This window comes from Bradyrhizobium sp. NDS-1, from assembly GCF_032918005.1.
Lineage (GTDB): Bacteria > Pseudomonadota > Alphaproteobacteria > Rhizobiales > Xanthobacteraceae > Bradyrhizobium > Bradyrhizobium tunisiense.
This window is the reverse complement of record NZ_CP136628.1, coordinates 2,940,774-2,961,525: the sequence shown is the minus strand read 5'-3', so window position 1 is coordinate 2,961,525 and position 20,752 is coordinate 2,940,774. Positions and strand designations below refer to the sequence as shown.

Below are 20,752 nucleotides of genomic sequence, written 5' to 3'. Positions count from 1 at the left end.
ATCCCCGCGTGTGCGCGCACAGGCGCCAGCCATACGGCCCGACGCCGCGCTTCGGGGACGACGGAATGCGGTGCAGGCATGCAAGCGCCGCGCGGATGACCGCGCGGCGCCATTCCCGTCAAGCCAGCTTAGCTCGCCGCACGCAGGTTCACCTTGCTCTCGGCGAGTTTCGTCAGCTTCATGTCGGTCGCCTTCTCTTCCTCGAGCGTCTTGGCGAGCACACTGGCGCAGTCGTTGCGGCCGAGCTGCCTGGCCCATGCGATCAGGCTGCCGTAGCGTACGATCTCATAATGTTCGGCGGCCTGCGCCGCGTTGATCAGCGCGGCATCGAGCACCGCCTTGTCCGCGACCTCGCCGGCGGTCTCGTCGGCTTCCTCGATGATGCCGTCGATCGCCGGGCAGTCGACCGCCTTCACGGGAACGCCATGCATCTTGAAGACCTCCTCGAGCCGAGCGACGTGCTGCTTGGTTTCCTCGAGGTGCGTCAAAAAGCCCTGTTTTAGCTGCGGATCGGTGGCCTTGCTTGCCATTTTCGGCAGCGCCTTGGTCAGTTGCTGCTCGGCATAATAGATGTCCTGGAGCTGGTGCACGAACAGGTCGTTCATGGTCTTGATGTCTTTTGTGAACAGTCCCATCGTTCCGTCCTCTCGGTTTCTCTGGAACAACACGGCAGCGGCCTGCACGAAAAGCCGCTTATTCCGCCATGTTCGGTTGCTGATGAGGCACAACGAGCGCGCGGCAGCGACGTTCCAAAAAAGCCCGTATGGCTTGCGCTGAAGCAATGCGGACCAAGCCGGGATCTGAGATCATCTCAACATTCGAAACGCACGAGCCGGGCGGTTTCACGACTCATATGCTTAACGCGCCTTCCGATGTGAACCGCGTATGACAAAATGGCCGGTCCTGCGCAGAACCTATTGTTGTCAAGGGCTGCACAAGCCGGTGTTTTTGCCTTAAATGAGCCGGATCATGCCTAGCGATCGATGCCTGCCTATGGCCATCATCGCACCCGATTGGCCAATGCCTGGCCCGGTCGGTCTTGCCCCCCGCCGGGAGGATGAATGCACGGACTGCTGACCGCGCTGAAGCGCGGCTTCAAGAGATGGATCGGCTGGCGACGGCTCGGAGTCGCCGCGAGCATCTTCATCATCGCCTTCGCGATCACCACGCTGGTGCGGACCCTCAAGGGCATCGATACCGGGGTCATCCTGACCGCGTTGACCGAGATTCCCCGCGGGAGCATCGGGCTCGCGGCAGTCTGCGTTTTCTTCGCGTTCTGCACGCTGACCTTCTACGACTATTTCGCACTGCGAACGATCGGCAAGAAGCACGTGCCCTATCGCATCGCGGCGCTCTCCAGCTTCACGTCCTATTCGATCGGTCACAATATCGGCGCCACCGTCTTCACCGGCGGCGCGATCCGTTTCCGGATCTATTCGGATTACGGGCTGAACGCGATCGACGTCGCCAAGATCTGTTTCCTGTCGGGCCTGACCTTCTGGCTCGGTAACATCTTCGTGCTCTCGATCGGCCTGGCCATCCATCCGGATGCGGCGTCCTCGATGGATCAGCTTCCCCCGTCGATCAACCGGCTGATCGCCCTCGGCGGCCTTGCCTCGATCGGCGCATATCTGGTCTGGCTGTGCATGGGCGAGAAGCGGCGGGAGCTCGGCCAGAAGGGCTGGAAGGTGGTGCTGCCCTCGGCGCCGCTGACCCTGGTGCAGATCCTGATCGGCGTGGTCGATCTCGGCTTCTGCGCGCTGGCAATGTATCTGCTGATGCCTGCCAATCCGCCGATCGACTTCATGTCGCTTGCCGTGGTGTTCATCCTGGCGACGCTGATCGGCTTTGCCAGCCATGCGCCCGGGTCGATCGGCGTGTTCGATGCCGCCATGCTGGTGGCGCTGCCCCAGTTCGGCCGCGAGGAGCTTCTGGCGACGCTGCTGGTGTTCCGCATCCTCTATTTCGTGATCCCGTTCGGCCTCGCCATCTCCATCATGGGCACGCGCGAGCTCTGGATGAACGTGGTCGCCCCCTGGCAGGAGCGGCGGCGGCTGGCGGAGGCCTGCGCCCAGGCCAATCTGCCCAAGCAGGTGGCCGGGATGGAGCGTGAACGGGCGCTGCGGCAGGCCGGCAAGCGGTAGGCGGATCCTCGAACCCGTGAGACAAAGGTTGCAGGCGGGGGAGCGATCCTCTCTTATTTCCGCCTCAACTTTGCCGTTGAACACGCGGGCCATGATCCCTCGCCCCCTTCGTTCCCTTTCCGCAGGCGCCCTGCTGCTTGCGGCGATTCTGGTCGCCCTGCTGCCCGAGCGCGCCGTCGCTCAGGACGCCGGCGCCCTGCAGATCAGCTGGGAGGTGCGCAACCGTTTCCGGCTGTTCCGCGAGGAGCGCGACTTCCTGCTCCATGTCGAGAACGCGCGCAACCGCAACATCCTGGCCGCCGAACAATCGCTGGAGCTCCAGAGCGAAGGCCGCGGCTGGGCCCGCAACATGGTCAACCGCCTCTGCATCGACCTCCAGGGCCGGGTCAACCAGCCCTGCACCCGCGACAACACCAAGGAAAACTACCTCACCCCGATCGACCACCCGGTCACCGTGCGCCTCGTTGGCGCGGTGCCGGTCGGCGCCACCTGCGCCTGGTCGTTCGACGACGGCGACGGCCCGCAACAATCGACCTTCGACTGCGCCGAGCCGATCAACCTGCGCGTCCGCTACGGCAAGCAGACGGTCGCAACCGTCGACGTCTCCTCCGGCTCCGATCCGACCCAGCGCGTCCAGACCGAGATCCAGGTCCGCGACATTTTCGTCGCCGGCCTCGGGGACAGCATCGCCTCGGGCGAAGGCAATCCGGACCGTCCGCTGGCGCTGTCCGACGAAGGCTTCTGCTTCCGCTCCTACCTCGGCACCGCCGGTGCGCAATATTACCGGCCGAGCCGCCAGGGCTTCAAGGGCGGCCGCGCCTGCGAGGCGCCGGATACGCTTGCCAACTGGCAACGCTACAGCGCGCTCTGGTTCAACGCGCCCTGCCACCGCTCGCTGTACAGCTACCAGACGCGCACCGCGCTGGCGCTCGCCGTGCGTTACACCCATATCGCCGTGACCTACCTGCCGCTCGCCTGCACCGGCGCCAGCATCGGCGACGGGCTGCTAGGCTCGCAGCGAGCCCGCGAGTGCCCGCCCGGCAAGACCGGCGTCTGCAACACCAGCGTGAACGCCCAGGTCGCCGAGCTGCGCGAAGCGCTCACCGCGGCGAAGAAGCGCCAGCCCGACCGCACACTCGACCTGGTGCTGCTCTCGGTGGGTGCCAACGACGTCTATTTCTCCGGTCTCGTCGCCGACGTGATCGTCGAGACCCCGACCGAGCGCACGCTGTTCCGCCGCTCCGGGGTAATGGCGAGCGTCGACGATTCCCGTGATGCGCTGGCGCGCGAGCTGCCGCAGAATTTCGTCAAGCTGCGCGAGGCGCTGAAGCCCCTGGTCGACGGCGACCTCTCGCACGTGGTCTATGTCTCCTATGCCAACCCAGCGCTCGCCGACGGCGGCGTGCCCTGCCGCGGCGGTCGGGCCGGCTTCGACATCCATCCGTCGTTCAACGCCGACCCACAGCGCCTTGCCCGCGTCTCGACCTTCGTCGACACTGAATTTCTGCCGCAGCTGAAGGGCCTCGCCACCTGCACGCGCGGCGCGCTGTGCCGCGATCCCGAAGCCGATCGCATGACGTTCGTCGATGCGCACCAGGCCGCGTTCGCCGATCACGGCTTTTGCGCCCATTCCGGCAACGATCCCGAATTCGACCGCAGCTGCTTCGCCGAGAACGGCCAGAGCTTCAATCCCGACATCGTGAGCGGAGCGAACCAGCCGATGCTGTGCGGCCGCGGCGCCTCGGAATACCGCGCCTACCTGCCCCGCGCGCGCTGGATCCGCGATGCCAATGACAGCTATTTTGCGGCGATGACCTATCCGCAAGGACTGCCGGCCGCAAGCCAGCCGACCGACATCCACGACGCGACCTGGGGCGTGCTCTCCGCCGTCTATGGCGGCGCCGTGCATCCGAGCGCAGAAGGTCATGCCGCGATGGCGGATGCAGCGCTGCCCGCCGCAAGCGCCGTGCTCGGGCTCGACGCCGTGCCGCCGGGCGTGACGCGCGGATCCCTGCCGCAGCTGTTGCCGAGCGCAAGGCAGTAGCGCAGACGCGAGCTCTCCCCACACCGTCATTGCGAGCGCAGCGAAGCAATCCAGAATCCCTCCGCGGAAAGATTCCTGGATTGCTTCGCTGCGCTCGCAATGACGAGTTTGGCTAGCATCGTCCACACTTTCAGTGTCATCGCCCGGCCTTGACCGGGCGATCCAGTACTCCGCGGCAGCTGTGATTGAACCGAGAAGCCTCGGCGTACTGGATTCCCCGCCTTCGCGGGGAATGACAGCGGAGCGCGTGGTGAGCAGGTTCGCGATCACCGCGTAACGTTCCCCCCGACCTGCCTTTCATCAATCCAAAAACGGCATCGATCGATACTGCCTTGAGCTTGGACACTTTGCCGCGCGCGCCTCTAGGACTCGTCTCGGGGAAACGGGTCGAGTTCAAGGAGGCGCCTGATGAGCGCAGTGGTGTCCACAGCGGAAGCGAGGAGATCTCGCGTCAGGCTGTTCATCGTGACCATGTTGTTCCTGGTCACCACCGTGAATTATGCCGACCGCGCCACGCTGTCGATCGCAGGCCCCGCGCTCTCCAAGGAGCTGCATCTCGATCCCGTCGCCATGGGCTGGATCTTCTCGGCCTTCGGCTGGTCCTATGTCGTGGCGCAGGTGCCGGGCGGCTGGCTGCTCGACCGCTACGGCTCGCGCATCGTCTATGCCTTCAGCATCATCATCTGGTCGCTGTTCACGCTGATGCAGGGCTGGATCGGCTTCCTCAGCGCCGGCGCGGCCGTCGTCGTGCTGTTCGCTCTCCGCCTCCTTGTCGGCGTCGCGGAAGCGCCCTCCTTCCCCGCCAATGCCCGCATCGTCGCGGCCTGGTTTCCAAGCAACGAACGCGGCACGGCATCGGCCTTCTTCAACTCGGGACAGTATTTCGCCACCGTGATCTTCGCGCCGCTGATGGGCTGGATCGCGCACGCCTATGGCTGGCGCTTCGTGTTCTTCGTGATGGGCGCGCTCGGCATCGTCATGGGCTTGGTCTGGCTCAAGACCATTTACGGACCGAAGGAGCATCCCTCGATCAACGAGGCCGAGTTCGATTACATCAGGGAAGGCGGCGCGCTGGTCGATCTCGACGCGCCCAAGGACGATCTGCCGCGCGCGCGTTCGCCCGAGGCCGGCTCCGGCCGGCACCACATCCGCCAGCTGCTCTCCAACCGCATGATGCTTGGCGTCTATCTTGGCCAATACTGCATCAACACGCTGACCTATTTCTTCCTGACCTGGTTCCCGGTCTATCTCGTCAAGGAGCGCGGCCTGTCGATCCTGCAGGCCGGCTTCGTCGCGACGCTGCCGGCGCTGTGCGGCTTCATCGGCGGCGTGCTCGGCGGCATCATCTCCGATGCGATTCTGCGCAGGACCGGCTCGCTGACCATGGCGCGCAAGATTCCGATCGTCGGCGGCATGCTGCTGTCGATGTCGATCGTCGCCTGCAACTATGTCGACGGACAGGCGCTGGTGGTCGGCTTCATGGCGCTGGCCTTCTTCGGCAAGGGCATCGGTGCGCTCGGCTGGGCGGTCGTGTCCGACACCTCGCCGAAGGAAGCCGGCGGCGTCTCCGGCGGCCTGTTCAACACCTTCGGCAATTTGTCCTCGATCACCACGCCGATCGTGATCGGCTACATCCTGGCCGCGACCGGCTCGTTCAACGGCGCACTGGTGTTCGTCGGCCTCAACGCGCTGGTGGCCGCCTTCGCCTATCTCGTCATCGTCGGCAAGATCGAGCGGGTGACGCTCAAACGTTCCTCCTGAGGGCTCCCATGGGAGCTCGACCAGGCAACTCAACGGCGGCCCTCAAAGCCGCCGTCTTTGTTTTTGGGGGTGATCGATGCTAGAAGTGCCAGGGAAACGCCTTATCCATCTAAGGCATGTATCGATGTTCGACCTCAACCAGCTCCGCTGTTTCGTCACGGTGGCGGAAGAACTGCATTTCGGCCGCGCCGCCGCGCGGCTGAACATGACCCAGCCGCCGCTGTCCCGGCAGATCCAGGTGCTCGAGCACATCATCGATGCGCCGCTGCTGGAGCGCACCAGCCGCTCGGTCCGTCTCACCCCTGCGGGACGAAGCTTCCTGCCGGAGGCGCGCCGCATCCTCAAGCTCGCGGAAAGCGCTTCGCAAGTCGCTCGCCGCATCGCGCTCGGCAAGACGGGGTCGGTGAAGATCGGCTTCACCGCGGCCGCCGCCTATGGCTTCCTGCCCGAGCTCGTCGCGGCGTGCCGCGCCAAGCTGCCCGAGGTCGACTTCTCGCTGAAGGAGATGGTGTCGGGCGACCAGTTCGAGGCGTTGACCTCGGGCCAGATCGACGCCGGCCTGCTCAGGCCGCCGATCGCGCGGCCCGAACTCGCCAGCCGCCGCGTCGTCGCCGAGCCCCTGCTCGCCGCGATCCCGAAGAAGCATCCGCTCGCGAATGCCGAGAGCATCACCATCAAGGATTTCGACGACCAGCCCTTCGTGATGTATTCGCCCTATGAGAGCCGCTACTTCCACGATCTCCTGGTGGCGCAATTCACCCGCGCCGACGTGCTGCCGCGCTACGTCCAGCATCTCAGCCAGATCCACTCGATCCTGGCGATGGTCCGCGCCGGCCTCGGCCTTGCCATCGTGCCGGCCGCGGCTGCGGGCCTGAAGATCTCCGACGTCCGGCTGCGGCCGCTGAAGCTGCGGGGCCGCGTGCCGGTCGAGCTGTTCATGGTCTGGCGCCGCGACGACGAGAATCCGCTGCTCTCGGCACTGGTCAAGATCGCCGGTGAACTGTCCTCCGCGGAGGTGGCGGAAGATTGATGCTCAATCCGCATCGGTCGATATAGGCTTTGGCTTGGACCCGCATCGAACGGTCTCCTAAATCACGGCGCATGGACGCGCAGGCATCGAGGACCGCGTCCTCCACAACACGCACGAAGGGAACAGCGCCCGTGAGCAAGATGACCCCGCAGGAAATGGCCCAGAAGATCGGATCCGGCCTCCTGTCCTTTCCCGTCACGCCGTTCAGGGCGGACTACTCCTTCGACGAGGCGACCTACCGCTCCAACATGGACTGGCTGTGCGGCTATGACGTCGCCGGCCTGTTCGCCGCCGGCGGCACCGGCGAGTTCTTCTCGCTGACGCCGACCGAGGTTCCCGAAGTCGTCAAGATTGCCGTCGACGAGACCAAGGGCCGCGTGCCCGTGCTCGCCGGCACCGGCTATGGCACCGCGATCGCCCGAGAGATCGCGATCGGCGCGGAAAAGGCCGGCGCCGACGGCCTGCTGCTGCTGCCACCCTATCTCACTCACGCCGAGCAGGACGGGCTTGCCGCCCATGTCGAGGCAGTCTGCGCCGCCGTGAAGATCGGCGTCATCGTCTACAACCGCGACAACGCCATCCTCCAGCCCGACACGCTCGCGCGTCTCGCCGAGCGCTGCCCGAACCTCGTCGGCTACAAGGACGGCATCGGCGACATCGAGCTGATGACCCGCGTCTACACCAAGCTCGGCGACCGCCTGACCTATGTCGGCGGCCTGCCGACGGCCGAGACCTTCGCCCTGCCCTATCTCGACATGGGCGTGACGACCTATTCCTCCGCCGTGTTCAACTTTGTGCCGGAATTCGCCACCAATTTCTACACGGCCGTGCGCAAGCGCGACCACGCCACGATCCAGGCCGGGCTGAAGGATTTCATCCTGCCTCTGATCGCGATCCGCAACCGCAAGAAGGGCTATGCGGTCTCGATCATCAAGGCCGGCATGAAGGTGATCGGCCGTGATTCCGGCCCGGTCCGCCCGCCGCTGACCGACCTCACCGAGCAGGAGATCGCGGAGGTGACCGCGCTGGTGAAGAATCTGCCCGCCATCCGAACGTCACAACAGGCTGCAGAATAGGACGCCGACAGCGAGGAGCATTCGATGGCCCAGACCAATATTTCCGGCGCACCTGTTATCACGGCGATGCAGGTGATCCCGGTCGCGGGCCGCGACAGCATGCTCCTCAACCTCAGCGGTGCGCACGCGCCGTTCTTCACCCGCAACATCGTCATCCTCACCGACAATGCCGGTCACACCGGCCTCGGTGAGGTGCCGGGCGGGCAGAAGATCTGGCAGACGCTGCAGGACGCGCGCGATCTCGTCATCGGCAAGACCGTCGGCGCGATGAACAACATCCTCGCCGAAATCCGCACGGCCTTCGCCGACCGCGATGCCGGCGGCCGCGGCAAGCAGACGTTCGACCTCCGCGTCATGATCCACGCCGTGACCGCGATCGAATCTGCGCTGCTCGATTTGCTCGGGCAGCACCTCAACCTGCCGGTCGCGGCGCTGCTCGGCGAAGGCCTGCAGCGCAGCAGCGTGGAGACGCTGGGCTATCTCTTCTTCGTCGGCGATCGCCGCAAGAGCAGGCTGGACTACGTTGCGGGCGAGACCGGCAAGCCAGAGTGGTTCAATCTCCGCCATCAGGAGGCGGTGACGCCCGAGACCGTGGTGCGGCTCGCGGAAGCCACCCACGACCATTACGGCTTCGCCGACTTCAAGCTGAAGGGCGGCGTGCTGCGCGGAGAGCAGGAGATCGAGGCCGTCACCGCCATCGCCAAGCGCTACCCGAACGCGCGCGTCACGCTAGACCCCAACGGCGCCTGGTCGCTGGACGAGGCGATCAGGCTCTGCAAGGGCATGCACGGTGTCCTCGCCTATGCCGAGGACCCCTGCGGCGCCGAGGCCGGCTTCTCCGGCCGCGAAATCATGGCCGAGTTCCGCCGCGCCACGGGGCTGCCCACCGCAACCAACATGATCGCGACCGACTGGCGCCAGCTCTCCCATGCGCTGCGCCTCGGCGCAGTGGACATTCCGCTGGCCGATCCCCATTTTTGGACCATGCAGGGCTCGGTGCGCGTCGCCCAGACCTGCCGGGACAACGGCCTGACCTGGGGCTCGCATTCCAACAACCATTTCGACATTTCGCTGGCCATGTTCACCCATGTCGGCGCCGCCGCGCCCGGCAAGGTCACCGCGATCGACACCCACTGGATCTGGCAGGACGGCCAGGCGCTGACCAAAGAGCCGCTCCAGATCAAGGGCGGCAAGATTGCCGTCCCCGACAGGCCGGGGCTGGGTATCGAAATCGACAGGGCCGCTATCGACGCGGCGCATGACCTCTACAAGCGGCATGGACTTGGCGCCCGTGATGACGCTATTGCCATGCAGGACCTGATCCCAGGCTGGACCTTCGACGACAAGCGTCCCTGCCTCGTGCGGTAAACACTCTGGAGGAAACGATGACTGCGATCCTTAAAAACTTCATCGGTGGCGAATGGGTCGACGGCTCGGGCGTCACCAGGAACATCAATCCCTCCAACACCAACGACGTCGTCGGCGAATACGCCAAGGCCGACAAGGCGCAGACCGAGAAGGCGATCGCCGCCGCCAAGGCCGCCTTCCCCGCCTGGGCGCAGTCGACGCCGCAGGCGCGCTTCGACGCGCTGAACAAGATTTCGCTCGAAATCCTCGCCCGCAAGGAAGAGCTCGGCCGCCTGCTCGCCCGTGAGGAGGGCAAGACCCTCCCCGAGGGTATCGGCGAGGTCGCCCGCGCCGGCCAGATCTTCGCGTTCTTCGCCGGCGAGGCGCTGCGCCTGATCGGTGAGAAGGGCGCCTCGGTGCGTCCCGGCCTCGACGTCGAGCTCACCCGTGAGCCGATGGGCGTCGTCGGCATGATCACGCCCTGGAATTTCCCGATCGCCATCCCTGCCTGGAAGATCGCGCCGGCGCTGTGCTACGGCAACACCGTGGTGTTCAAGCCGGCCGAACTGGTGCCGGGCTCGGCGCATGCGCTGTCCGAGATCATCACCCGCTCCGGCATTCCCGCCGGCGTGTTCAACCTCGTGGTCGGCTCGGGCTCGGTGGTCGGGCAGACCCTGCTCGATCACCCGGACGTCGCCGCGATCTCCTTCACGGGCTCGGTGCAAACCGGGCGCAAGATCGCGCAGGCCTGCGTGCTCTCGAACCCGATGAAGAAATTCCAGCTCGAAATGGGCGGCAAGAACCCGCTGGTCGTGCTCGATGACGCCGATCTCAAGACCGCCGTCGAAGTCGCCGTCAACGGCGCCTATTTCTCCACCGGCCAGCGCTGCACGGCCTCCTCCCGCCTGATCGTCACCGAAGGCATCCACGATCGCTTCGTCGCGGCGGTGGCCGAGCGCCTCAACAGCCTGTCGGTCGACGACGCGCTCAAGACCGGCGTGCATATCGGCCCCGTGGTCGACCAGAGCCAGCTCGACCAGGACCTGCGCTACATCAAGATCGGCCAGGACGAGGGTGCCAAGCTCGCCTTCGGCGGCGAGCTGCTCAAGCGCGAGAGCCCCGGCCATTACCTCCAGCCGGCGCTGTTCACCGAAGCCAACAACAACATGCGCATCGCGCGCGAGGAAATCTTCGGACCCGTCGCCGCCGTGATTCGTGCGAAGAACTACGAAGAGGCGCTGGCGATCTCCAACGACACCGAGTTCGGCCTCGCCTCGGGCATCTGCACCACCAGCCTGAAATACGCCTCGCACTACAAGCGCAACAGCGAGTCCGGCATGGTGATGGTCAATCTGCCGACCGCCGGCGTAGACTACCACGTGCCGTTCGGCGGCCGAAAGGGCTCGAGCTACGGCGCCCGCGAACAGGGCTCGTATGCGCGCGAGTTCTATACCACGGTGAAGACGGCTTATACGTTCCCGGGCTGACCGGGAAGATCTCGTAGGGTGGGCAAAGCCAAGCGTGCCCACCGCTTACGTCTGATGTGAAGCGTGGTGGGCACGGCGCGATGCGCGTTAGCCCACCCTACGGCTTCGGAGGCAAGCCCAGATGGACCAGGACGTCGCAGCGAAAGAGCAGCCCCGCTATATCAAGCTCAACGAGCGCGACAATGTCGCGATCGTGGTCAATGATTTCGGGCTTCCCGCCGGCTCCCGCTTTGCCTGCGGGCTGACGTTGCGCGCCTTCGTGCCGCAGGGGCACAAAACGGCGCTTGTCGATATCGCCGAAGGCGCGCCGATCATCCGCTATGGCGAAATCATCGGCTATGCGCTGTCGCCGATCTCGGCCGGCGAATGGGTGGACGAGGCGCGCATCCGCATGCCGGAGGCTCCCGACCTCGACAAGCTCGAAATCTCCACCGCCGTGCCGGCGCCGCTGCCGCCGCTCGAGGGCTTCACCTTCGAGGGCTATCGCAATCGGGACGGCTCGGTCGGCACGAAAAATATTCTGGGCATCTCCTCCTCCGTGCAATGCGTCAAGGGCACGATGGAATATGCGGTGAAGCGCATCCGCGCCGAACTGCTGCCCAAGTACCCCAACGTCGACGATGTCGTGCCGCTGACGCATGCCTATGGCTGCGGCGTCGCCATCACCGCGCCCGACGCGGTGGTGCCGATCCGAACGCTGCAGAACATCGCGCTGAACCCGAATTTCGGCGGCGAGATCCTGGTCATCGGTCTCGGCTGCGAGAAGCTCGCGCCGGAGCGGTTGGTGCCCGAAGGCGTCAGCGATGCCATCGTGCGGATGCAGGACGAAGCCTTCGACGGCTTCGGCGCGATCGTCGATGCGATCATGTCCCAGGCCGAATCCCGGCTGAAGGTGCTCAACGCCCGCCAGCGCGAGACCTGCCCGGCCTCCGATCTCGTCATCGGCCTGCAATGCGGCGGCAGCGACGCCTTCTCCGGCGTCACCGCCAACCCCGCCGTCGGCTTCGCCGCGGACCTCCTGGTGCGCGCGGGCGCTACCGTGATGTTCTCGGAAGTGACCGAAGTGCGCGATGCCATCCAGCTGCTGACGCGGCGCGCCATCAACGAGGACGTCGGCCGCGCGCTGGTGCGCGAAATGGCCTGGTACGATTCCTATCTCGCCCGTGGCGGCGCCGACCGCAGCGCCAACACCACGCCCGGCAACAAGAAGGGCGGCCTCGCCAACATCGTCGAGAAGTCATTGGGCTCGATCGTCAAGTCCGGCTCCTCCGCAATCACCGGCGTGCTCTCGCCCGGCGAAAAGGCGACGCAGAAGGGCATGCTGTTCGCGGCGACGCCCGCCTCCGACTTCATCTGCGGCACGCTGCAGCTCGCCTCGGGCATGACGCTGCAAGTGTTCACCACCGGCCGCGGGACGCCCTACGGGCTCGCGGCAGCGCCCGTGATCAAGGTCGCGACCCGCAGCGAGCTCGCCCGGCGCTGGAAGGACCTGATCGACTTCGACGCCGGCCGCATCGCCACCGGCGAGAAGACCATCGAGGAAACCGGCTGGGACCTGTTCCGCCTGATCCTCGACGTCGCCTCTGGCCGCACCAAACCATGGTCGGATCGCTGGGGCATCCACAACGATCTCACGCTGTTCAATCCGGCGCCGGTGACCTGAGCGCCGCGGAGTCGGTCGATCACTGCCTGTCGATCAGATGCATGTCGCCCAGCGTGACGGGCAGGCTGCGCGTGATCAGGTCCGCAATCGCCGCGCGCAGCCGTTCGCTTGCAGCCGGTCCGTCGAACATGTCGTCGACCTGGCCGCTCGGGCCTGCGACGCTGACGGTCCCGGTGTTGTCGAGCGGCGCGGCCGCCCGCTTCTCGATCACGTCGAACGATTTGCCCTCGATGACGCGCACTTCGTACAACGCGTGGATCAGGCCGTAGTTTGCAAGCAGCGTCCGGTATTCGGCGAAGCCGACGCCCTCGACGCTGCGTCCATTTCCGAGTTTCGATCTTGCCCGGGTGATGACGATATAGGCATCCAGTCCCTGCGGGGTAATGTCGGTGCGAACCAGCTCCTTGAACGGATCGCTCCGCAGCAGATTGACGGGCGCAACCGCCGAATCCCGGATCGCAGCGAATGCCGCGCGCCTGTACGTCACCGGCTGCACGCGAAAACGTCCGCCGAGCAGCTTCGTTGCCTGCTGGACGATCAGCTCGTCCAGACCCCATGCGCTGATCGACACGCTTTGCGCGCTGTTGCCAAGGCCGGTCAATCCGGCTTGCATCAGGCTCATTTCCTCGCCGATGGCCGAGACGATGCCGACGGTCTTGATTGCCTGGAGACGGCTCGCGCGCGTCTCGAAGGCCGCGGCCGCGCCGAGAGCGACGCAAGCGGCCGCGAGGCCGATCCATAGGAAAGCAGTGCGGCGCATGGCGAGCTACCGAATCCTGAAGTCGAACGAATAGGACGCGCCGAGTCCAACGGTGGTCTGGTTCGACGATCCCCGCAGCTTGACCAGCGGGCTGTCCGCGGCGTCGCCGAGCAGCTTCTCGTACTCGACATAGGCGTGGACCTCCCACTGCGGATTGATGCGGTAGGAGATCTGGCTGCCGAAGCCGACCGAGTGTGCGCCGCCCCTGGCATCGTATCTCGCCAACCCCGACGCCAGCGCCTGCGCGGCATCCACGCCGAAATAGGGCGCGGTCGCCTTGGTGCTCTTCCAGGTGAAGCGCGGACCGGCCGAGATCGTGAGCCTTTGAATCAGCGGAACGATGACGTCGGCGGAGACGTCGGCGACCGTGCCGGTGTGGCCGCCGATACCCTGGCGCAATTCGCTGCGCAGGCGCAGCCAGTCCACGGGATAGTATTCGACGAAGCCGCCGAGCTCGTAGGCGGCGTCGACATTGCCGAGACCTGTCAGCTCCGCATATTTGTCAGCCTTGCGCGAGGCGATGTATTTGAACGCAGGGCCGGCGCGAAAATTGCCGACGTCGAGAAGCGCGATGCTGGCGCTGTCGCGCGGCCCGCGAAACTGGTCGACTGATCCGGCACGACGGATGGTGAAGATCGGAATCGGGAGGAATTTCCCGTCGTTCGACCCGACGAAATTGGGCATGTACTGTCCGCCGATGCCGACCATGACGGTCCAGTTGCCCGAGGGCGAAGGCAGCATCGGCAGCTCGAACGGCGGCGCGGGCAGCGTGACCGGGGTCTGCGCCGATGCCGGTTGTGGAATGGTCACGATCGCACCGAGTGCGGCAAGGAGGGCGATGGTCAGCCGCGCATTCACCGTGAGGCGGAAGGCGGCTTCGTCAAGATGCTTCATTACGGGCCCCGGACCGGCCTTGCTGGCCTGGTCGACTGATGTGGTTCGGAGCCTCAGCATGTGGTCCGGCAAAATTGCCCCAAGATTGCAAGGCGAGAGCCGCTGAGACAATCCGCTCCCGGCGTGTGCTGCGCATGGCTCGCCGAACCAATATTGCCCGAACATTGCCGAGAGGCGCCCATGCGCCCAAACTTTGGCCGGCAGTGCCGATCAGCCCGCTTGCGTCTGCCTTTTATTCGCCAAGCTCGCTGCCTTTATGGGAACCCTGCGCACGAGCCGAAACGCCAGACTTCGGCCAGGGAGCGTCACGCTCGGGTTCTGTTGCCAGCACAGTCAAGGACGACCCGCGTGCGCTCCCTTGTGATCGAAGACGAACCGCAGATCGGCGCTTATGTCAGCCGCCTGCTCGGGCAATTGCACGGGATCGTCGATCTCGTCAGCTCGATTGCCGATGCCCGCCAGGCGCTGAGCAACTTCAAATATGATCTCGCGATCATCGACCGGATGCTGCCCGACGGCGATGCGCTCCAGGTGGTCACGGCGCTGAGCCAATCGCCCGACCGCCCCGCGATCATCATGCTGACGTCCAGGGACGCCACGGAGGATGTCGTCGATGGTCTCAACGGCGGCGCTGACGATTATCTCGGCAAGCCGTTCGAGCCGCAGGAGCTGCTCGCGCGGGTACGCGCGGTGCTGCGGCGGCCCCGGCTGCTCGCGCCCTCGGTGCTGTCGCTCGGCAATGTCGAGCTGCATCTCGGCAGCAACGAGGCCGTCGTCGCCGACACCAAAATTCTGCTGCGGCGGCGTGAGGCCCTGATCCTGGGAGCGCTGCTGATGCGGCGCGACCGCGTCATCACCCGCGCCGCCCTGATCGAGGAGATCTACGGCTTCGACGACGAGATCGAGTCCAACACACTCGAATCGCAGGTCTCACGCCTGCGCAAGAAACTGGCTGAACTCGGCGGCGACGTCGAAATCCGCAGCATGCGGGGCATCGGATATATCCTGCGGCTGGCAACACCTCGATGAGGTCGATCGCCCGGACGTTTGCACTGTCGCTCGGCATCGCCGCCACGGCGATCTTCCTGATCATGCTCAGCATCTTCATCTGGCGCTACCCGACCGAGGAACGCGAATTCAGGTCCTGCCAGGTCGTGGCCGCCATTCTCGATCGCGCGACGGTGATCGAAGGGCAAAAGCTGACGGTACGTTCGACTCCTGCCCTCGAGGAACTGAAGGCGGACAGTCCAAACCTCTGGTACGTCGTATCCTCGGGCGACCTGCTCAGCGAGTACGGCAGCGAACATCGACCCGCCCTTCCCTTCGTGTTTCCCTACCACGGGCCAGTCGGCTCGTCCGTCTTCAGCACGCTCGACCAGAACAGCACCTTCTGTCTCTCCGCCGTGCAACGGGGCTCGTTGCGGCTCGCGATGATGGTCGGCGAGCCTCAGGTCCGCTTTGGCCGGATTGCAAGGACTTTTCTCCTCCGCAGGATCTATTCGATCATCCTGGTGGCACTGGCCTTTGCTGCGACCGTCGCGATCGGTTCGGCCCTGGCCGCTCGTTTCGTCTCACGGGGAATCGAACGGGTCGCGAAGCGCGCCCTCGCGATCGATCCGTCGGCGCCGCAAGGCTCGATATCCTTGTCGGAGGTTCCTTACGAGCTGAAGCCGCTGGTCGAGGCGTTGAACCGTGCCTTCGGCGAGATCGACGCCTACATCAGGATGCAACGCCGCTTTCTCGGCAACGCTGCCCATCAACTCCGCACGCCGCTCACGCTGCTGCGTGCGAAGATCGAGGACGTGCCCGAGCCGGCGCTGAAGGCCGAATTGGTGCGCGACGTCAGGCGCCTGACGTCACTGGTCTCCGCCATGCTCGACCTGGCCCGGCTGCAAAATCATGCGATCGAGAAGCGGCCGATCGATCTCGCCCAGATCACACTCGACGTGCTGGCCGATTTCGGTCCCTCGGCACTGGACGCCGGCATCGAGCTCGCGCTGGAGCAGGACGGGAAAGGTCCGCTCCTGGTGCAAGGCGTGGACGCCGCGATTCGCAGCGCGCTCGCCAATCTCGTCGGAAACGCGCTCATCCACGCCCATGGCGCGCAACGCATCGTCGCCACGCTCAGCCGCGATGGCATCTCCATTCACGACGACGGCGCGGGCCTGCCCGATGGCGCCGAACTCGGGCTGACCGAGCCGTTTCAGACCGGCAACGCGGCCGGCGACGGCGCGGGCCTCGGCCTGTCGATCGTCCGCGAGATCATGGCCGCTCATGGCGGCGAGCTGGTCATTGCTTCCACGCCCGGCCGCGGCACGACCATGAGCCTACGCTTTCCCGCGGCCATCGCGCCGGTCAAAGCCCCGCAGCCCGATCTGCAAGAGCACTAAGCGAGGCGTACCGATCCGCGAAACCGTCCGGAAACACTGGCGCGAAAAGCTTCTTCATCGTTTCGTCCTTTCGCATCAGGCAACCAATATTGCGCCCAAGGCCAATCGAATGTTCGCACACGCGCGAACCTGTTCCTGCACCGTCACGACCAAACCTCCGATTGACATCTTCAACGGAGATTTCCAATGCGTGTTTTCACAATGATTGCCGTCGCCGCCGCTGTGATTGCGAGCTCGACCAGTGCCTTCGGCAGCGAGCTTCCCTCTTACGAAGTGACGTCGTTTCCGATCTCGGCGACGCAAGTGCAGGTGCTCGGCGGCGGCGGCGTCGAGGAGCAGTCGGCTGCGCCCGCGATGATCGTCGCCGGCATGCCGGCCTCGCCCGCGCAGGTCTCGGTGCTGTCGCCGCGCGTCAAGCAGCTTGCGAGCGCGGGTTCGGAGAGCCAGGCGCGCTAAGCCTTTCTCGTCATCCAACAACAATCACTCTTTTTGTGCTGAAACGTCATGGCCGGGCTTGTCCCGGCCCATCCACGTCTTGCTCCGCCGATGTGGATGCACGGGGCACGCCCGGCGTGACGGCCTCTCCCCGCACCAATCGGAATGGCACGCGCGTTCAGATGCTGCCCGAACGAAACAGCGCATCCGCAAACGCCGTCGAATTCCTCGCAAGGGGCGACGGCGACGCGTGGCGCGACAGCCGGTCGGGGCAGGACGCGCGGGCAGACGCCTCTATTGCTTGGGCGCCGGCGCCATCATCCCGCCGCCGCTCTTCTTCGGCGCGGGTGCCGGCGGCTTGGTGGCCGCAGCCTGCGCGGGCAGATATTTTGCCACGATGGCGGGATCGACCTGGGCGATGTTGGCGTCAGGCAGGCGCGTCCAGGTCTCGTCCTTGCCGAGCAGCGAGAATCCGAGATAGCCGCGCAACGTCAGGGTCTGGCCATCGGGACTGACCTTCATGTTGGCCTTCCAGATCTGGCCGTCACGCGGATTGAGCACGTTGCCGCCTTCGTACTTCAGGCCTTCGCGCTTCATGTTGCGGACGAAGGAGATGCCGAGCACCGGCGCGTTCTTGCGGTCGTCCGTGCACTTGGAGCACACCTCGTTCGGATCGTCGCCGGGCCGCGGGAAGGTCTTCGCGATCACGCCTTCGAAGACGCCGCTGCGGTCGACGAACAGGAACCATCCGACCGTCTTGCCGTCTTCGACCTTCTGCCAGAGGCCCGCCGCCGTGGGCTCGGCGGTCTGCGCCGCAGACGGCGTCACCGCCGCGAGCGACAATGCCAGCGCGAGGAAGGGCAGCCGAAAGCTGGGAGAATTCCGCATTAGTTCACCTTACTATTCCATGACCGGAATGGCCGCAGACTACGGCGATTTCGCGAACAGCTCCAGCACCAGAAACATGGGGCATCGCCTCCCCCGCTCCGCTGCCGTCAGTTGACACCCAGCTTCTTTTGCAGGCTGGAGGATGACGTCGTGTACTGGAACACGAGCCGCTTATCCGGAAAGACGTAGCGATGGGCTTTTTGCGACATCAGCGCACCCTCGTGGAAGCCGCACAGGATCAGCTTGATCTTGCCGGGATAGGTGTTGATGTCGCCGATCGCGAAGATGCCCGGCACGTTGGTCTCGAACGCGGAGGTCTCGACCGGCACCAGATTGTTCTCCAGCGCGATGCCCCAGTTCGCGACCGGGCCGAGCTTCATGGTCAGTCCGAAGAACGGCAGCATGGTGTCGCAGGAAATGTCGCTCACATTGTTGTCGTTGCCCTTGATGGTGGCGCCGGCGAGCTTGCCCTCGGCGCCCGAGAGCGCCGTGACCTGGCCGAGCCGCAGATCCATCTTGCCGGCGGCAACCAGCGCGCGCATCTGCTCGACGCTGTGGGGCGCGGCGCGAAACTCGTCGCGTCGATGCAACAGCGTGATGCGCTTGGCGATCGGATGCAGATTGAGCGTCCAGTCGAGCGCGGAATCGCCGCCGCCGACGATCAGCACGTTCTTGTCGCGGAACGTTTCCATCTTGCGCACGGCGTAATGGACTGACGTGCCTTCATAGGCCTCGATGCCCGGCACCGGCGGACGCTTGGGCTGGAACGAGCCGCCACCGGCCGCGATCACCAGCACCTTGCATTCGAACACCTTGCCCGCATCCGTGGTGCAGCGAAACAGGGGATCGCCGATCTTCTCCACGGTCTCTACCATCTCGCCGAGATGGAAGGTTGGATGGAACGGCTTGATCTGCTCCATCAGCGCGTCGGTAAGGCCCTGCCCCGAAACCTGCGGAATGCCGGGAATGTCGTAGATCGGCTTTTCCGGATAGAGCTCGGCGCATTGGCCGCCGACCTTGTCGAGGATGTCGACGAAATGCGCCTTCATGTCGAGAAGGCCGAGCTCGAAGGCGGCGAACAGACCGCAGGGGCCGGCGCCAATAATCAGCACGTCGGTTTTGATCACGTCGCTCATGTCGTCTCTTTATCGATCGTTATCGGTTGGACGGCGCCCTTCGGGCCGAAGTGACCCTGCCTGTCTAGCCAACGGGGATGGATCAGGGAAGGCATAAAAGCGGGAGGCCCCGCCGCCGCGCCCACTTGCCGGGACAGGATAAGTGGGCTGTAACGAGCAAGGATATGACGGAGATCAATCGGTGAACGCACCAAGCCGCCTCGACACCACGCCGCGCCTGGAGGACTTCCCCTTCCGCCTCAGCGACAATGTCCGCTTCGGCGATCTCGATCCCAACCAGCACGTCAACAACGCGGTCTACGCCACCTATTTCGAGACCGGCCGTGTCACGCTGATGAAGCTGCCTCAGTACGGCCTGACCCCGCCGGGCCTCGCCTGGATCATGGTGCGGCTCGACATGCATTTTCGCGCCGAACTGCACTGGCCGGGCACGATCGAGCTCGGCCTTGGCGTGGTGAAGTTAGGGCGAACGTCAGTGACCTTCGAGCAGGTCGTGTTCTCGGAAGGAAAGTGCATTGCCTCGGCGATGTCGGTCGGCGTCATGCTCGACGAGGCGACGCGGCGGCCTGCGCCGCTCAGCGCGGAGATCGTCGAGAAGCTCAGACCCTGGCACAAGCGCGGCATCGAGGTCGTGCCGCCGAGCAGTCAGTCTGTTTGAGGGATCGATCAGGCTTGCCGTTCCGGCGTCGTCACGACGAGACCATCGAGGTCGTCGGAGACCTTGATCTGGCAGGACAGACGTGAATTCGGGCGCACGTCGAAACCGAAATCGAGCATGTCCTCCTCCATCGGAGTCGGGCTGCCGACCTTCTCGCGCCAGGCTTCGTCGACATACACATGGCAGGTTGCGCACGCGCAGGCGCCACCGCATTCGGCCTCGACGCCGGGAATGCTGTTGCGGATCGCGGCTTCCATCACGGTTGCGCCGTTCTCGATTTCCACCGTGCGGGTTTCGCCCTTGTGGTCGACAAAGTGAATCTTGGCCATGTGTGCTCGTGCTGCCGCGGTGCTGGAATGAAGGAGGGTCCGGGCTGTCCTATAACGGGTCGACCAGCCCGGCGCCATAGGGTTTTGACGCGAAGTGAATCCCGCTTTGCGGCAAGAAAATGCATCAAAACAAGCGACTAGAGCCGGCTCGGCCGGCTGGCCCTAGGGCTTCAGGATCGCCTCGATGGCAGCACGGGCCTCGATCACGGCCTCCTTCAGCGCGGCGAAGGCGTGGTGCTGGCTATGGCCGGTCTGAATCGCGGTCTCCAGGCTCGCTGCGGCATCAGCCACCGCGAAAGCGCCGATCCCGCAGGCCGAGCCCTTGAGCTTGTGGGCAAGTGCACCGGCCTCCGCCGGCTGCGCCGTCATCGCCGCCATCAGGCGGACCGTCTGCTCGGCGAACATGGCCAGCACTTCCTGTTCCAGCTCCGCATCGCCGAGCGTCATCCGGGAGAGATGGTCGAGGTCGAGAGGGCTGTCGATGGGTGCAAGCGGGGGCGAGGGCATCCAGTCCATCCGTTGCAGTTCAGGCGTCATGGCGCAGGCCCCGGCATCGCGCGACGGTTCCGCCGGTCCGGCGGTGGATTTCACCTCACCCAAGCATGGAAATGGTTAACGAAATGTTTGGCCCGTTTGACGCAGATCTGCCCGTTTATTGACGAAAAGTTGCCGCAATCCGCCGAGACCGGTGGAGAATTGCATTTGTTGCT

At 65.1% G+C, this 20,752-nt stretch carries 19 protein-coding genes; 12 read left to right on the top strand and 7 right to left on the bottom strand.

The genetic code is table 11. The features are described 5' to 3' along the window. Positions 1 to 128: 128 nt before the first annotated feature. Positions 129 to 635, bottom strand: coding sequence for a ferritin-like domain-containing protein (locus RX330_RS13665; RefSeq protein ID WP_317243336.1), 507 nt, complete (start codon positions 633 to 635; stop codon positions 129 to 131). A gap of 426 nt (positions 636 to 1,061) precedes the next feature. On the opposite strand from RX330_RS13665, the gene RX330_RS13660 reads away from it, so the two are divergent. The 8 genes from RX330_RS13660 to garD all read left to right on the top strand — a co-directional run bounded on the left by RX330_RS13660 (position 1,062) and on the right by garD (position 12,552). Further along, entirely contained in the window at positions 1,062 to 2,144 is a 1,083-nt protein-coding gene (locus RX330_RS13660; protein ID WP_212091611.1) for a YbhN family protein, read from the top strand. Positions 2,145 to 2,235: 91 nt separating this feature from the next. Further along, positions 2,236 to 4,188, top strand: coding sequence for a hypothetical protein (locus tag RX330_RS13655; protein WP_317243335.1), 1,953 nt, complete (start codon positions 2,236 to 2,238; stop codon positions 4,186 to 4,188). Positions 4,189 to 4,596: 408 nt separating this feature from the next. Then, entirely contained in the window at positions 4,597 to 5,949 is a 1,353-nt protein-coding gene (locus tag RX330_RS13650) for an MFS transporter (protein WP_317243334.1), read from the top strand. Positions 5,950 to 6,073: 124 nt separating this feature from the next. Further along, the gene (locus tag RX330_RS13645; RefSeq protein ID WP_212091598.1) at positions 6,074 to 6,979 is read left to right on the top strand and encodes a LysR substrate-binding domain-containing protein; all 906 of its coding nucleotides are present in this window, start codon (positions 6,074 to 6,076) and stop codon (positions 6,977 to 6,979) included. Between the two features lie 131 nt (positions 6,980 to 7,110). Continuing rightward, the gene (gene kdgD / locus RX330_RS13640) at positions 7,111 to 8,055 is read left to right on the top strand and encodes a 5-dehydro-4-deoxyglucarate dehydratase (protein WP_317243333.1); all 945 of its coding nucleotides are present in this window, start codon (positions 7,111 to 7,113) and stop codon (positions 8,053 to 8,055) included. A gap of 24 nt (positions 8,056 to 8,079) precedes the next feature. Further along, a complete protein-coding gene (gudD, locus tag RX330_RS13635) occupies positions 8,080 to 9,423 on the top strand; it encodes a glucarate dehydratase (RefSeq protein ID WP_317243332.1) in 1,344 nt (447 codons plus the stop codon). A 17-nt stretch (positions 9,424 to 9,440) separates the two neighbouring features. After that, a complete protein-coding gene (locus RX330_RS13630; protein WP_317243331.1) occupies positions 9,441 to 10,889 on the top strand; it encodes an aldehyde dehydrogenase family protein in 1,449 nt (482 codons plus the stop codon). A 121-nt stretch (positions 10,890 to 11,010) separates the two neighbouring features. Further along, positions 11,011 to 12,552, top strand: a complete 1,542-nt coding sequence (gene garD / locus RX330_RS13625; RefSeq protein WP_212091581.1) for a galactarate dehydratase — start codon at positions 11,011 to 11,013, stop codon at positions 12,550 to 12,552. 19 nt (positions 12,553 to 12,571) lie between these two features. Here the strand turns inward: garD and RX330_RS13620 are convergent, their stop codons facing one another. Next, positions 12,572 to 13,312 carry a hypothetical protein gene (locus RX330_RS13620; RefSeq protein WP_317243330.1) on the bottom strand — a complete coding sequence of 247 codons (741 nt, stop codon included), beginning with the start codon at positions 13,310 to 13,312 and terminating at the stop codon, positions 12,572 to 12,574. 6 nt (positions 13,313 to 13,318) lie between these two features. Continuing rightward, the gene (locus RX330_RS13615; RefSeq protein WP_317243329.1) at positions 13,319 to 14,206 is read right to left on the bottom strand and encodes a MipA/OmpV family protein; all 888 of its coding nucleotides are present in this window, start codon (positions 14,204 to 14,206) and stop codon (positions 13,319 to 13,321) included. Between the two features lie 348 nt (positions 14,207 to 14,554). On the opposite strand from RX330_RS13615, the gene RX330_RS13610 reads away from it, so the two are divergent. The 3 genes from RX330_RS13610 (at position 14,555) to RX330_RS13600 (ending at position 17,052) form a co-directional block, all read left to right on the top strand. Beyond that, positions 14,555 to 15,235, top strand: coding sequence for a response regulator transcription factor (locus tag RX330_RS13610; protein WP_212091575.1), 681 nt, complete (start codon positions 14,555 to 14,557; stop codon positions 15,233 to 15,235). Then, positions 15,232 to 16,596 carry a sensor histidine kinase gene (locus tag RX330_RS13605; RefSeq protein ID WP_317243328.1) on the top strand — a complete coding sequence of 455 codons (1,365 nt, stop codon included), beginning with the start codon at positions 15,232 to 15,234 and terminating at the stop codon, positions 16,594 to 16,596. The genes RX330_RS13610 and RX330_RS13605 overlap by 4 nt, the downstream gene beginning before the upstream one ends. Before the next feature lie 186 nt (positions 16,597 to 16,782). Beyond that, complete coding sequence (locus RX330_RS13600; RefSeq protein WP_317243327.1) at positions 16,783 to 17,052, top strand: hypothetical protein; 270 nt, start codon at positions 16,783 to 16,785, stop codon at positions 17,050 to 17,052. Positions 17,053 to 17,325: 273 nt separating this feature from the next. On the opposite strand, the gene RX330_RS13595 is transcribed toward RX330_RS13600, so the two are convergent. Continuing rightward, the gene (locus tag RX330_RS13595; protein WP_317243326.1) at positions 17,326 to 17,919 is read right to left on the bottom strand and encodes a DUF2147 domain-containing protein; all 594 of its coding nucleotides are present in this window, start codon (positions 17,917 to 17,919) and stop codon (positions 17,326 to 17,328) included. Between the two features lie 107 nt (positions 17,920 to 18,026). Further along, positions 18,027 to 19,055 (bottom strand): NAD(P)/FAD-dependent oxidoreductase, encoded by a 1,029-nt coding sequence (locus RX330_RS13590; protein ID WP_212091567.1) that lies wholly within the window; start codon positions 19,053 to 19,055, stop codon positions 18,027 to 18,029. Positions 19,056 to 19,236: 181 nt separating this feature from the next. Between RX330_RS13590 and RX330_RS13585 the strand changes: the two genes are divergently transcribed. Beyond that, the gene (locus RX330_RS13585; protein ID WP_212091565.1) at positions 19,237 to 19,713 is read left to right on the top strand and encodes an acyl-CoA thioesterase; all 477 of its coding nucleotides are present in this window, start codon (positions 19,237 to 19,239) and stop codon (positions 19,711 to 19,713) included. A gap of 8 nt (positions 19,714 to 19,721) precedes the next feature. On the opposite strand, the gene RX330_RS13580 is transcribed toward RX330_RS13585, so the two are convergent. Together RX330_RS13580 and RX330_RS13575 are read right to left on the bottom strand one after the other, a co-directional pair. After that, positions 19,722 to 20,042 (bottom strand): 2Fe-2S iron-sulfur cluster-binding protein, encoded by a 321-nt coding sequence (locus RX330_RS13580; protein ID WP_018317347.1) that lies wholly within the window; start codon positions 20,040 to 20,042, stop codon positions 19,722 to 19,724. Positions 20,043 to 20,204: 162 nt separating this feature from the next. Continuing rightward, a complete protein-coding gene (locus tag RX330_RS13575; protein WP_317243325.1) occupies positions 20,205 to 20,579 on the bottom strand; it encodes an Hpt domain-containing protein in 375 nt (124 codons plus the stop codon). Positions 20,580 to 20,752 lie beyond the last annotated feature (173 nt).